This is a genomic window from Shewanella sp. YLB-07, from assembly GCF_009377275.1.
On the sequence record NZ_VOQB01000004.1, the window covers coordinates 457,070 to 471,420 of the forward strand.

General features: G+C 46.2%; 8 protein-coding genes. 5 read left to right on the forward strand and 3 right to left on the reverse strand.

Going from position 1 to position 14,351, the window contains the following annotated elements:
• Positions 1-73: 73 nt before the first annotated feature.
• Positions 74-979, reverse strand: a complete 906-nt coding sequence (locus tag FS373_RS11605) for a LysR family transcriptional regulator (protein ID WP_152829473.1) — start codon at positions 977-979, stop codon at positions 74-76.
• A 232-nt stretch (positions 980-1,211) separates the two neighbouring features.
• Here FS373_RS11605 and metE point away from each other — a divergent pair, with 232 nt between their 5' ends.
• The gene (metE, locus tag FS373_RS11610) at positions 1,212-3,500 is read left to right on the forward strand and encodes a 5-methyltetrahydropteroyltriglutamate--homocysteine S-methyltransferase (RefSeq protein ID WP_185977056.1); all 2,289 of its coding nucleotides are present in this window, start codon (positions 1,212-1,214) and stop codon (positions 3,498-3,500) included.
• 558 nt (positions 3,501-4,058) lie between these two features.
• Here the strand turns inward: metE and FS373_RS11615 are convergent.
• Both FS373_RS11615 and FS373_RS11620 read right to left on the reverse strand, forming a co-directional pair.
• Complete coding sequence (locus FS373_RS11615; protein WP_152829474.1) at positions 4,059-4,607, reverse strand: hypothetical protein; 549 nt, start codon at positions 4,605-4,607, stop codon at positions 4,059-4,061.
• A 486-nt stretch (positions 4,608-5,093) separates the two neighbouring features.
• Positions 5,094-6,665 (reverse strand): glutamate synthase-related protein, encoded by a 1,572-nt coding sequence (locus FS373_RS11620; protein WP_152829475.1) that lies wholly within the window; start codon positions 6,663-6,665, stop codon positions 5,094-5,096.
• Positions 6,666-7,113: 448 nt separating this feature from the next.
• On the opposite strand from FS373_RS11620, the gene FS373_RS11625 reads away from it, so the two are divergent.
• The 4 genes from FS373_RS11625 to FS373_RS11640 all read left to right on the forward strand — a co-directional run bounded on the left by FS373_RS11625 (position 7,114) and on the right by FS373_RS11640 (position 14,284).
• Positions 7,114-7,464, forward strand: a complete 351-nt coding sequence (locus tag FS373_RS11625) for a hypothetical protein (RefSeq protein WP_227992688.1) — start codon at positions 7,114-7,116, stop codon at positions 7,462-7,464.
• 317 nt (positions 7,465-7,781) lie between these two features.
• Entirely contained in the window at positions 7,782-8,942 is a 1,161-nt protein-coding gene (locus FS373_RS11630; protein WP_144045226.1) for an efflux RND transporter periplasmic adaptor subunit, read from the forward strand.
• Entirely contained in the window at positions 8,939-12,067 is a 3,129-nt protein-coding gene (locus FS373_RS11635) for an efflux RND transporter permease subunit (RefSeq protein WP_144045227.1), read from the forward strand. Before FS373_RS11630 ends, FS373_RS11635 begins: the two co-directional genes overlap by 4 nt.
• A 99-nt stretch (positions 12,068-12,166) precedes the next feature.
• Positions 12,167-14,284, forward strand: a complete 2,118-nt coding sequence (locus FS373_RS11640; RefSeq protein WP_152829476.1) for a protein-disulfide reductase DsbD domain-containing protein — start codon at positions 12,167-12,169, stop codon at positions 14,282-14,284.
• The last annotated feature ends 67 nt before the right edge of the window (positions 14,285-14,351 follow it).

Here is a 14,351-nt window from a genome sequence, read left to right on the forward strand (position 1 = left end):
CGATAGCCCTGTCTTTATAGCAAGATCCTAGGAACTCACCGTTAGAGCCTAGGATCTCGTTCTTTCATTTAATTCAATTGAACTTATGCTGTTTTGCTAGTCCTTCTTTGGCTACTAGCTTTAACCACTGCTGCGCCACTCGTGCGCTAGAGCTATCTTTGCGATATGCCCCAAACAGCGGACGCTTCAATCCCTCAGGTCCTAGCTTGATTGCGGTTAAGTTCAAACCATAAGACTCGCTGATTGACCAGGTTGGTAGGGCTGCCACACCATCTTTGCAGGCGATCCTTTGCAGTAGCATCATGGTGAGATCGCAGCTGATCTGCTCACCGGCTTCCACTCCCGCAGGCTCCAGGAAATGACGGTAAAGATCCAGACGTTGCAGCGGCACTGGATAGCTGATAATAGCAAGTTTCTCGAGTTGCTTAGGCGTCACATATTCCAGCTTGGCCAGAGGGTGATCGTTGGCAACCACGAGCTGAACTTCAAAATCGAACAGATGCTGATAGGCAATGGATTGTCCCGGAACAGGATCTGATGTGAGTACCACATCGAGTTCGCCAATCTCCAGCGCATTGAGTGAATCAAACAGGTGTCGGCTGGAAAGGTTTAAATTCACATTTGGATATGCCGTCCTAAACTGCTCCATCACTGGCATCAACCATCGAAAGCAGCTATGGCATTCGATGCCTACCGCAAGTTGATTAAGTTCGTCATTGAGTCCCTGCTTGAGGTCATATTCGGTTTCGACGACCTTAGGTAAGATCTCTTCGGCCAGATTGAGTAGCCGAGCGCCTTCTTGCGTAAAAGAGAGAGGTTTACTCTTTCTGATAAAGATTGAGGAGTTAATCCGGGTCTCTAACTCTTTTATCTGATGAGAAAGCGCAGATTGAGTGACGAAGCGTTTCTTGGCTGCACCAGCGAGACTTCCCGTCTCTTTTAAGGCTACTAGTGTTCGTAAGTGTCTAAGCTCAATCATATAATACCTACTTTTGTTCAACGTGAATTTTACTCATGTTGCGCTTGAAATCAATTCGTTTGTCAGAAGATAGACTATCACAATAAACTTCTAGACGTCCAGACGCCCAAATGTGTTTTTACATCGAAAGATGTTACATCACCAGGAGTCACTGATAAGACTCTGGCGCGTTTACTTTGAATTCTGCTCATATTAAAGCAAAAAGGTATACAATATGCAAACTTCGAAAGAGATACAGATAGCTAACCTAGGGTTTCCAAGAATTGGTCGTCAACGTGAGCTGAAGTTTGCTCAAGAGAAATATTGGCGTGGCGAGACTAGTCAGGCTGAGCTAAAAAAAGTGGCTAAGGAGTTACGTCGTACTCATTGGGAGTGGCAGGCACAGGCCGGGGTTTCCTTGTTGCCCGTGGGCGATTTCGCCTTCTATGATCAGGTGCTGACTCTGAGTGCGACATTGAATGCCATCCCTGAGCGTCACAGAAACCAAGATGATGCTCATGTTGATCTCGATACCTTGTTTCGAGTCGCACGAGGCCGTGCACCATCGGGTAAAGATGCCCCCGCTGGTGAAATGACTAAGTATTTCAATACTAACTATCACTACATAGTGCCTGAGTTAACTGTAGATCAAGAATTCAGTGTAGCGTATGAGCAGTTTTTTGAAGAAGTTGAAGAAGCAAAAGTACTGGGATATGCCGCTAAACCTGTACTGTTAGGTCCGGTTTCTTATCTGTTTTTATCTAAGGCTGTTGGCAGCGATTTCGATAAACTTTCACTACTGCCTAAGCTCATTAAGACCTATGCAGATATCTTGGCTCGTTTCAGTGAGCAAGGTGTAGACTGGGTGCAACTCGAAGAACCTGTTTTAGCCCTTGAGCTTGATGCCGATTGGCAAGCAGCTATTTCTTCTGCCTATGAGGAACTGAAGTCATCTGAGGTCAAGGTATTACTGGCGAGTTACTATGGCACCATTGCTCATCATCAAGCATTGGTTTCAGCCTTGCCTGTTGCCGGTCTGCATTTGGATCTTGTCACGGCTCCCGAACAGCTTGCAGAATTTGCGGCAAACTTACAACCTGAGCAGGTGCTCTCTTTAGGTGTTATTAATGGTCGTAACGTATGGGCGGCAGATATTGACTTGATTGCCGAGCGTATCGCTCCTGTGGTGAACGACCTTAAGGGACGAGTCTGGATCTCTCCTTCTTGTTCACTGCTTCATAGCCCGGTGGATCTCGATGTTGAAACTGAGCTGGCTCCGGCCCTGAAGCAACAACTCTCATTTGCGAAACAGAAGCTCTCTGAGTTGACTCAACTGAAAGCGCTACTCAGCACTCCTGCGGACAGTGCCGCTAAAGTTGAAATAGACACCATAGTGGCAACTTGTGTGGCGCGCAGAGAGGCTCGAGAAGCCGCCGCCGATCAGCAAGTTATCGACAGAGTTGCGGCTCTTAATGCGGATGATTATGAGCGTGATACCGTGTTTGCTAACCGCCAAGCCATACAACAACAGAAGTTTAATTTACCCCTGTTACCTACGACAACCATAGGCTCGTTCCCACAGACTCCGGCAATTCGCGGCCTGCGTAGTCGCTGGCGTAAAGGTGAGATCACCCAAGAGTTTTATAACGACCAACTACGCCAGGTGACCAGAGATACGGTTGAGCGTCAGCTTAAGTTAGGTATTGACGTACTGGTTCACGGTGAGGCCGAGCGTAACGACATGGTCGAGTATTTCGGCGAGCAGCTTCAAGGTTTCGCCTTCACTAAATTTGGTTGGGTCCAGAGTTATGGCTCACGTTGTGTTAAGCCGCCACTTATCTATGGTGATGTGTCACGCCCTGAGGCTATGACAGTCGAGTGGGCGCAGTATGCTCAGTCTCTGACTGACAAGCCAGTTAAAGGCATGCTAACGGGGCCGGTTACTATTCTGCATTGGTCATTTGCCCGTGAAGACATCAGCCGTGAGGAGATAGCGACTCAAATTGGTTTGGCCATTCGTGATGAAGTCGTCGACTTGCAAAATGCGGGGATAGGCATCATTCAGATAGATGAGCCAGCTTTCCGGGAAGGTTTGCCTTTGAAGAAGAGTGATTGGCAAGCCTACCTTAAGTGGGCGGTTGATTCATTTAAGTTGAGCGCCGCAGGTGTCACAGATGAGACGCAGATCCACACTCATATGTGTTACAGCGAATTCAATGAAACTATAGCGGCCATCGCGGCCATGGACGCCGATGTGATCACTATCGAGACCTCGCGTTCTCGCATGGAGTTACTCACGGCCTTCGAAGATTTCGCATACCCGAATGAGATAGGTCCAGGTGTTTATGATATTCACACACCAAACACGCCAACGGTCGATGAGATGGTTGAGCTTATCGAGAAAGCGGCCGACAAGATTGCCGTACGCCAGCTTTGGGTTAACCCGGATTGTGGCTTGAAGACGAGAACATGGGATGAAGTAGAGCCAGCCCTTAAGAACTTAGTTCAAGCGACTAAGGTGTTGAGAAGAAAGTTGGGATAAGGCTGAGAAGTTCCGAGCTTCGAGTCTCGAGTTCAAGACAGAGCTGAGATTAGAAATTAATGAACTAAAAGAGCAAGAAGGGATATCTTCTTGCTCTTTATTAGGTACTCTCGTTCGCTTGTCGAATAACTACTTTTAAAGTATTACTTTAGGATCACTGATTTGGTGTTGGTATATTTTTCGAACGGCTTAGCTTCAATTTAGTCTATAGCTTGCAGATTGCCTAATATGTAAACATTTTGTGACAAGCTGCGAGTACAGTCCAAGTGGGTTCAGGCATGGCCTCCTTGTTTCTGAATGTCACAGCCGCGTTTACACCTGATCTGGTTTTGAGGTGATTACCTCTTCGATTTTAGCTTTATTTGTTAAAACTATTCTAAACAAAAATGAGTGATAATTTAGACTCTAACTCATGAGCCTTTGATTGGATAAAGGATGGTAATCGGATACGTGGTAACGTTTATAGCAATTTGGATAGGTAGTGTTTTGCTCACCTTTGCAAAAAGGTGATAAGGATGAAGTACCTGTTTACTTGCATTTTTTAGCTGCTGTTTGTCGTTAATTGGACTGATGCTGGTTTTCTACAAACTGGATGATAACATCTCTGCCATACTTTGAAAGTACGGGATAATTTTGCCCGAAGCGACCAGCCATCACCAAATAGCCTAGTTCAATCAGTTGTTCTATAGTTTGATTAAGCATGTGAGAGTCAATTCTAAGTTTGCGCATAATTTGCCCATAACCTTTATGAGGACCTGCGTGACTATATATATCCAAGAGCACAAGCTGTTGCCTCTCTGATAAATCAGATAGTGGCTCAGAGTTGTCAGCTTCATCAGTTTCATCAACTCCATGGGGCTCTTCTCCAACACTTGAGTTATTTTTGAAGTGAATTTTACCTACTTTAAAACATATAACAGAGATTATGATAAGTAGTGAAATAGGTATGTTGATTGAAAAGGTAAATATATCCGATAAAATTATAAATAAAGTTTTAATTAGCTCCCATAACCAAAGAACCGCAGATATAAAGTGATCTGGTTTGATCCCAACCCAACCTAAAAAAGTTATTATAAGCGCCCATAGAGCAATTTTTCTCTCATTCACTACTCAAAGTTCCATTTATTATCTCAAATTTCTTTACAAAATTTCAGTCGTAATTAAAAAAGACTAACGTCTTAGTGTTTATGATTTTAGTAACTTATCAGTATGTTTTCTGTGAAGCAATGACCATTTTGGTTGGGGAAACCGAGAGCTTTGGTTCACATAACTAAAAGTGAGCTTTTATTTTTACTGATTAAAATATTTTTTATTAAAACGTCAGTAAATTGGACTAAACCTTAGAGGCTATTATCTTTGAAATCATCCAGTGTAGATGCGGCTGCGAGCTTCGATGACATGGATGTCATCGCAGAGCCTCCATGGAGGGATTTACGGCGTTTCGCAGAAGTAGCTGCACATTCCCCGCTGGGAAGCGTTAGATAACCATGAAGTTACTAACTTCAAATAAATCAGCCAATACCAAATGAACTTATGCTGAAAATGAAAATCCACCTTCATTCCAAGGTGGACTAACTTCGGTGGGGGAAACCATTAATCTAATGGCGTGAATCCCGCGTAATGTATTCCCGAAAGATGTGCCATCTCTCTGTGCCAGGTGGCTAAGTCATCTTTGTTAAAATCACTCAAACTATGATGACCACAGGCGCGGGCCATAACCTGCATTAGTTCCACCGATGCAGTGAAGAAGTTAGCGAGTTGCATCGATGCCTTGTCGGTATTGAGTTTCTTCCTCAGCTCCGGGTTCTGTGTGGCTATGCCGGAAGGGCAGTTGTTGGTGTTACACATACGGGCGGCTACACAGCCTATGGCTTGCATGGCGCTATTAGAGATAGCGACGCCGTCGGCGCCTAAGGCCATGGCTTTGACAAAATCCATGGGGACACGTATTCCACCTGTGATGATTAAGGTGACTTTTCCGCTGGCACCTTTTTCATCTAAAAATCGACGAGCACGAGCTAAGGCTGGGATCGTGGGTACGCTGATATGGTCGCGGAACATCTCCGGAGCCGCGCCAGTTCCGCCGCCGCGGCCATCTAATATGATGTAATCGGCAGTGGCGTCCAGGGCAAACTGGATATCACGTTCGATATGGTTGGCACTGAGTTTAAACCCTATGGGCACGCCGCCACTGATCTCACGGACACGTTCTGCAAAACGCTTAAAGTCGCATGAATTATTGAGTTCCTTAAAGGTGGGCGGTGATATGGCTGGCTGACCTTCGGGAATGCCTCTTACCTGTGAAATCTTCCCTCGGTTTTTTATTCCCGGTAGGTGACCTCCAGTGCCTGTCTTTGCCCCTTGTCCGCCTTTGAAGTGAAAGGCTTGAATAGAATGTAGTAGCTCTTCACGATAGCCAAACTGGGCGCTGGCGAGCTCATAGAAGTAGCGGGAGTTTTGTGCTTGTTCCTCGGGGAGCATGCCACCTTCGCCAGAGCATATTCCAGTGCCAACAAGCTCAGCACCCATAGCCAGGGCTGTTTTAGCTTCTTCGGAAAGTGCGCCGAAACTCATATCCGAAACAAACAGTGGGATCTTGAGCTTAAGCGGCTTACGGGCTTCGGGGCCTATGATCAGTTCGGTCGAGACGGCTTGGTCTTCCTGTAATGGCTTAGTGGCCATTTGGGCCGTCATTATCTGGATATCATCCCAATGAGGCAGTAGATGACGGGGTACACCCATTGAGGTCATGGGACCATGATGGCCAAGTTTTGACAGGCCTTCTCGGGCAAGTTGGTGGATAAATTCCACCGTAGGTTCCTCTAGTGTGGCCTTAGCCAAGGGCATGGCGTCGGATTTGGTATCTTTAGCCGGGCCTGGTCCCTCTTTGCCAACCTGTTTGGCGGTGAACTGTTTATGAGTGCCGTCACAAAAGGGGGCATTAGCCGTGTGCTTGCAGGCGCAAAGATATGCATCGCCATCTTGCTCTGCTGTGAAGGCCTTAGGTTTAAATGAAGTGCCTGCATGTGAGCCATCGCAGAAGGGTTGCTTCTTAGATTGGCCGCAGGCACAGAAATAATATTCCTGACCCTTGGTGAGTTCGACTTTCTTAGGTTTATTGTCTGCAATAATCGGCTTTGCATCAGTAGAATGTGGGTTGCTCATACCTTCTCCTTGGCCATTTTCAACTTTGTTAGATGAATTACTACCACGGCTCTTATTCTGATTTCACTTACTTTTATAGAAATAGTCACCTGTAATAGGGGGGCTAGTAAATGTGCTGTGTTCAATAAATAACCTTATAAAGATAACTTAAGATAAGCTTGTGTGTCATGCAATAGATTGTTTTTTATTCACTTAGTGAGAATGAAAATCGATTGAGAAAATAAAAATATTTTTTATGAACTATTTTTGCCTTTATCCGGTCTTATCCAACAGGCGCATCTGAGCTCCACTGTCAGATCCCATTAGCAAACCTGGTTTCAGGTTTGCGTTTCTAGCCCGAATGTAAGTTTACGTTTCAAAAAGGACATTATTCATCAATAAGTTTTTTGCTAACCAAACAGGAAATCGTTGGACAGTACTGGTTTTTACCATACTGACGCTATTCTGTTTGACCCAAAATAGTGGAATTCTTAACCTGCTACTCAATCAACAGAGTGCGCAGGCGATGTCGGCTGCTTTACTCCCAGCACATGTAAGTGCAGAGTCGAATGTCAGTGCTAGTGCAAAAGAGCTCACTCAAGGCGCAGAGCTTAAAGCGTTCGAATTCAAAAAGTGTGAATTATCAGAAAAGTCCATGCGTGTGTGTATGGATGCACCCAGTAGCTTACCTTTTTTGGTACTGCTTTTTTTACTCCCCTTACTTCCCCTCGTGTATCGTGTCATCACACGCTATCCAGAGCCTGGCGAACAAGCTAAACCCAGGCGAATACACCTCTCCTTGTGTCGCTTTCAAGAATAAAAACTCATCTGTTCTACTGAGAGATTAAGTCACTTTAATTACGCTATTTAGCGGTTATTGGGTCAATTTTGTTCATCTTTTGGCGTTACTGTATCTGAGACTTAGGCTTATCACATTGGCCACATGTATTGGATTTACAGTAACAAAAGCCTTAGCTGACTAGTTTGAAAATAGCCCGATAATCATAAGTGACTTACCTCTGGACACGTTGCTCTCGCAGCGTATTTATCATCATGTAGATATTTACTGCATAAGCGTTATCGCCTTAGGTGAGACCTTAGCAGGCTAGCCCGTCATTGACGGGATTTGAGGTTATTTTGAAATTAGATAAAGTTTTGTTAGCTAGCGTATGCATTATGACGCCTTTGGTTGTAGCGACTGTGGTTTTTCCAGATAGAGTTTATGCTGATGGGAACAAAAGTGTAGAGGCTGCTGTGGCTGTGAAGGCTGCAAGAGTCACCGCACACGAATATCATCATAACTTTAAAATTAAGGGGCGGGTCGCGGCAAAAGAAGACGTTGCTCTGCAAGCTCAAGTCACAGGTTATCTAGTGTCCAAGCATTTTAATGAGGGAGATATTGTTGCCGAAGGCGAGCTACTGTTTTTACTCAATGATAGCCGTTATCAGGCAAAACTGTCCCATGCAAAATCTCTGCTGGCTAGCGCCGAAGCTAATTTGAATGTGGCTAATCTTGATTATAAACGTGGGCTATCTTTACTGCCTAACTCCTCGATAAGTGAAGCTGAAGTTGACCGTTTCCTTGCTGAAAAACAATTAGCTCAGGCGCAAATAACGTCGGCCAAAGCACAAATTCAGTTAGCTCAAACCGAGTTGGATTACACCCAAATACGGGCACCATTTTCAGGACGGATCAGTAACAGCAAGGTGGCGCTTGGTGAGCTGGTATCACCATCGAGTGAAGCGCTTGTGGATCTTGTGACTGTGTCACCAATCGATGTCAGTTTTCAGGTGAGTGAAACGGTTTTCCATCAGACCAAAAAGAAATTACAAGCCACTGGTGCTCAATTGCCCTCCGTCTCGCTGTTTTTTACTTCAGGCGAAGCTTTTTCTGAAATTGGTGAGATCACTTATTTAGGTAATCGTGTCGATAAAGCGACGGGCACAGTTGATGTTCGCGCCGAGTTTAATAACCAAAAGCAGCTGTTATTACCTGGACAATATGTTGAACTCACTGTGACCGAAAGTCTGGCTGAATCTGTGTTGTTACTGCCTCAGCGTGCCTTGTTGCAAGATTTAGTGGGATTCTATGTATTTGTAGTCAACGCTAATGAGCGAGTCGAACGCAGAGATATTCGTATCGGTGAGCAAGTGCGCGATCAGGTTATCGTTAATGCGGGGATGACGGTTGACGAAGTGGTGATCACTCATGGTCTGCAACGGGTTAAAACTGGCTCTTGGGTTAAGGCCAAGTTGGTTGATGCTGCTAACGCTCAAGTGATGGTGGTAGGCGCATGATCAGTAAGTTTTTTCTCGATAGGCCAAAGTTTGCCATCGTTCTGTCTTTGATTATCACCTTGGCTGGCATCATAGCGATACCTAACCTGGCAGTGTCTCAATTTCCCGTTATCACCCCGCCTCAAATTCAGGTCACTGCATCGATGCGGGGGGCGAGTGCCTCTGTGGTTGAAGAGACCATAGCCAGGCCTATCGAAGATGCCATTAACGGCGTCGAAGATATGATCTATATGAGCTCTAAAAGTAGCAACGATGGCACTTATCGTCTATCTGTGACCTTCGAGGTGGGCACAGATCCAAACATTGCTCAGGTCAATTTGCAAAATCGCCTGGCATTAGCCGAGCCCATGCTGCCTTCTGAGGTGTTGGGGAATGGCTTAAGCGTGAAAAAATACTCACCTGATATTCTAATTATGATCGATTTTACCTCAACAGATGGCCAGATAAGTGAACAGGTCTTATCTAGCTTTGTGGCGCTACAGGTCACAGATAAGTTGACCCGAATTAAGGGGGTGTCTGAATCTGTGCTTTACGGTAATCGATTCCTCAGTATGCGTATGTGGCTTAATCCAGATAGGATGGCGCACCTGAGTATTACCGCTTCTGATGTGCAGCAGGCGCTGCTTGAGCAAAATATTCAAGCGCCATTAGGCAGTGTCGGGGCGAGACCCAGCGATAAACCGTTAGAGCTAGAGTATTCGCTACTGACTCAAGGGCGTCTTGCTACGGTTGAGGAGTTTGAGAATGTCATACTGCGTGCAGATAAGTCGGGTCATACCGTTTATCTCAAAGATGTTGCGACCGTGGAGCTCGGGCAGGAAGACTATGTTGGCGCAGGGATCAGTGATGGCAAGCCATCGGCGCAAATTCAGATAACCACGCTGCCCGGGGCTAACGCTATCGAGGTGGCCGATGCGGTAAAAGCGGCGCTTAAAGAGATGCAAGCCTTTATGCCTGAAGGCATGATGTATAACACCCAAGTTGATACCACATTATTTGTGACTGAATCGATTAAGGGCATGCTTTGGACATTAGTACTGGCCGTTATTCTGGTGGTATTAGTAACCTACTTGTTTCTTGGCTCTGTAAGAGCCACCTTAGTGCCGTTAATTGCTATTCCTATTTCGATAGTTGGCAGCTTTGCATTAATGTTGGTAGCGGGTTTTGGCATCAATACCGTGACCCTGTTCGGACTGATTTTGGCTATTGGCATTGTGGTGGATAATGCCATTTTGGTGATTGAAAATGTTGAAGCTAATTTAGCTCAAGCTCCATCCCTTAGTACTAAATCGGCCACAGAGCAGGCGATGAAGCAGGTCACTGGGCCGATAATCACCTCAACCTTGGTCTTATTAGCCGTGTTTATTCCTGTGACCCTATTACCCGGGGTGACTGGGATCATGTATCAGCAGTTTGCCATGACCTTGATTTTTTCACTGATCTTGTCGGCTGTGGTTGCCTTGAGTTTAAGCCCTGTCTTGTGTTCCTTATTATTAAAGCCAGGTGTACAAAATTATCCTAAGTGGTATATCGGCTTTAATCGATTCTTTGACAATATTACCGCAAGCTACAGCAGGACCGCCTCGGTATTGATCAGAAAGAGTCTGGTTTTAGTGATACTTTCGCTTGGGGCATTAGCGGCACTGGGTTATTTAGTTCAGTCGACGTCCACCAGCTTCGTGCCGAAAGAGGATAAGGGGATCTTTTTCGTCAATGTCATCTTGCCTGATGGGGCGAGTTTGAGCCGCACGGAGCAAGTGATCACCAAAGTAGAAGCTTTTCTTAAGTCTGAGCCTGGGGTGTTAAATATCGCTTCAGCGGCCGGTTATTCAGGTTTATCGGGTTCAATGCAATCTAATGCTGCCAGAATGTTTGTCAGTTTAGCTCATTGGGATGAACGTGCTGCACTGGAAGGTCTCCATGGCGTCGAGGATATTATCTCTCGGGTCGGACAGTGGGCAAAAGCCGAGTTACCAGAGGCTCAGCTTATCAGCTTTGGGCCTGCTACCATCCCGGGTATTGGCTCTGGCACAGGCTTTGAGTTTGTGCTGCAAGATACCTTAGGTAGAGACAAGGCGGAACTTGGCGCTGTGATGCAAGACCTTATCGATAGTGCGAATCAAGAGCCGGAGCTGCAAGGTGTATTCAGCGCGTTCAGGGCGAATGTGCCGCACTATTATCTCGACATCGACAGACTGAAAGCGAAACAACTTGGGGTGCCACTGTCTGAGGTGTTCTTAACCTTGCAGATTAATCTTGGATCCTTGTATATCAATGATTTTACTCAGTTTGGAAAGTCTTTCAAAGTAACATTGCAGGCCGATGGTGCTTTTAGAGAGTCGGTAAAAGATATTGCCAGGTATCAGGTGAGAAGTCAGAGCGGGGAGATGATCCCCTTGAGCACGTTGGTTACAGTTAAGCCGACATTAGCGCCGAATATCATCTGGCGGTATAACAAGTATGGCGCAGTCATCATTCAAGGTCAGTCCGCCCCAGGTTTTTCAACGGGGGATGCCATGGAGGCCATGGAACGTGTCGCCGCAGAGGTATTGCCTCAGGGTTATACCTATGAGTGGAGTGGTCTTTCATATCAGGAGAAGCTTGCTGGCAATATGGCCATCTATGCCTTCGGATTTGCGCTGATATTTATTTATCTCTTGCTGGTGGCTCAGTATGAAAGCTGGACATTGCCTTTTGCGATTATTCTGGTGGTGCCAACGGCAATCTTAGGTGGCATGCTGGCGCTCAAGCTGGGCGGCTTCTCTCTTAGCCTTTATGCTCAGATAGGACTGGTTTTGCTTATCGCCATGGCGGCAAAAAATGCCATCTTGATTGTCGAGTTTTCTAAGCTAAAACGAGAGGCGGGGTTATCAATTATCGAGGCGGCTAAGCAAGGTGGCGCATTGAGATTTAGGGCGGTGAATATGACCTCATGGTCTTTCATCTTAGGTATCGCACCTCTGCTATTTGCATCTGGTGCCGGCGCGGTGGGGTTACAGAATATCGGGTTTACCTTAGTGGGCGGCTTATTGAGTGTATTACTCATTGGCTCCTTCTTCGTTCCTGGGTATTACGCGCTTATTCAAGTATCAAGGGAACGCATTATGGAACGATTTATAAAGTGAAGATGGCTATGACTATTATTTTGAGTAATAAATTGAACATGCAATTGAGCAAACAATTTAAATTTAAGTATCAATATCTAACATTAAAAGGAGAGTCAATTGAAGTCTATTAAATCAATGTTCTTGGCTTTATGTGTCTTATTGTCTTTAAGTGCAAGCCAGATGGCAGTTGCAGCTTCCACTGGCTGGCTAACTAACCCCAATCATCCGCCGGTGAAGGTACGCTTGATGTTGACCGGGGAATTAGATCCAGTCACTAAGGCTATGCCCGCGGTACTCGAAGTTAAGCTTGATGGGGACTGGAAGACCTATTGGCGTAGCCCTGGAGAGGGGGGAATAGCCCCTAGTATTAAGTGGGACAAGTCCACGAATCTACAGAAGGTGGATTGGTCATGGCCCGCACCGCAGCAGTTTTCCTTGCTAGGCATGCAGACCTTTGGTTATCAAGATGAAGTCACTTTTCCCTTGCTGCTGACTTTAGATGATATTGAAGCCAATACTCAACTGCATGGCAAGTTCACCTTGTCTTCGTGTACCACCATTTGTGTGCTCACGGATTATGAGATCAACTTGGATATCGAGACCGGTACTCTTAAGGCCGACACCGATGCCATGTTCGCCTATAACAGGGCGGTTTCTAGTGTGCCATTGAAGGTGACAGCACAAGACGCTGATTCCGCAATAAAACTAGGTTGGGACAGTGGCAAGTCACAGCTGGAAGTGGTGCTCGACGGTACTCACTGGCGTCAGCCTAAATTGATCATAGATGGCGAGCCGGACACGGTTTTCAAGCTAGTGAGTGTCAACAAGAGAGAAGCCGCCGATGTAGGCGAAGCCGAGAAAATCGTCGCTATCTTCGATGGTAGCAGCTGGCTGGGTGAGCCTGAATTACTGGGTAAAAGTTTGCATGTCACTGTGGTCGATTCCCAGCGTGCGTTGGAATACTCATCTGAGGTGAAACCGACTCAAATCATCGCCCAGGGCTCATCTCTGCTCAAAATGATGCTTATCGCCTTGATTGGTGGCTTGATACTCAATGTGATGCCCTGTGTGTTACCGGTACTTGGCATGAAGTTAAGCTCAGTGGTCTCGGCGCCGGATCTTGAACGTAATCAAATTCGTCAGCAATTTATCGCCTCTGCGCTGGGGATCTTGGTCTCTTTTTGGTTACTGGCGGGCTTTATCCTGATGCTCAAGTTTACCGGACAGGCGATAGGTTGGGGGGTGCAGTTCCAAAATCCTTGGTTTATCGGCTTTATGGCCCTGGTGACCTCAATCTTTGCCATCAATATGCTTGGGGCATTTGAGATTAACTTGCCTTCGAGTCTGCAAACTAAGTTGGCGACAACCGGGGGCAATAACAACAGGGGGCATTTTCTTCAGGGGATGTTTGCGACCTTATTGGCGACGCCTTGTAGCGCACCATTTTTGGGGACTGCGGTCGCCTTTGCCCTTGGCGCCGATACCATCAGCTTGTTGGTGATCTTCACTGCGTTGGCTTTGGGCATGGCACTACCTTGGCTGTTAGTGGCAGCGTTCCCTCAGATCGCGAACTACTTCCCTAAACCCGGTCGCTGGATGAGTGTGGTTAAGGTCATCTTCTCGGTATTACTGCTGATCACTAGTTTGTGGCTCATCAGTCTATTGAGCAATTTCCTGGCAACCAGCTATCTGTTTGTCGCAGCAGCTGTCTTACTGGTGACCTTCTTCATCTTTATGGCAAAAACGATTGGCGCCGCCGCGGTCGTGGCGACGTTTAGTATCACGCTTATCTTTGCCGCCATAGGCGCCTTTATGACATCAGAGCAATGGGCGAAACCTTTGCCCACAGATCTGGTGTGGACTCCGTTAAACGAAGAGGTGATAGCCGAGCAAGTGGCCGAGGGTAAGACGATTTTTGTCGATGTGACTGCCGACTGGTGTATCAGCTGTAAGGCCAATAAGGTGGGGGTGATATTGCAAGATCCTGTCTATAGTCAGCTCAAGCAAGACAATCTTATGACTATGAAAGGAGATTGGACTAAGCCATCTGAGTACATCACCAACTATTTGCAGCGGCATAATCGTTTCGGTGTGCCATTTAATGTGGTTTACGGCCCAGGGGCACCCGATGGCATCCAGTTACCTGTGATCTTGTCTACACAAGGGGTGTTAGCCGCGATTGAGCGTGCATCGACAGCACCAACGGCTTCGGCCGAGCAGAGAATTAAACAATAAATCAGTGAATCTATAAGTGTTTTTATATAAATAAAACACAGGTTAATCAGACACATTTATAGCTCAA

What these genes read in the sequence shown, in the direction of transcription:
- FS373_RS11635 (WP_144045227.1), top strand. Translation starts at nt 8,939, where the DNA reads ATGATCAGTAAGTTTTTTCTCGATAGGCCAAAGTTTGCCATCGTTCTG.
- FS373_RS11605 (WP_152829473.1), bottom strand. Translation starts at nt 979, where the DNA reads ATGATTGAGCTTAGACACTTACGAACACTAGTAGCCTTAAAAGAGACG.
- FS373_RS11620 (WP_152829475.1), bottom strand. Translation starts at nt 6,665, where the DNA reads ATGAGCAACCCACATTCTACTGATGCAAAGCCGATTATTGCAGACAAT.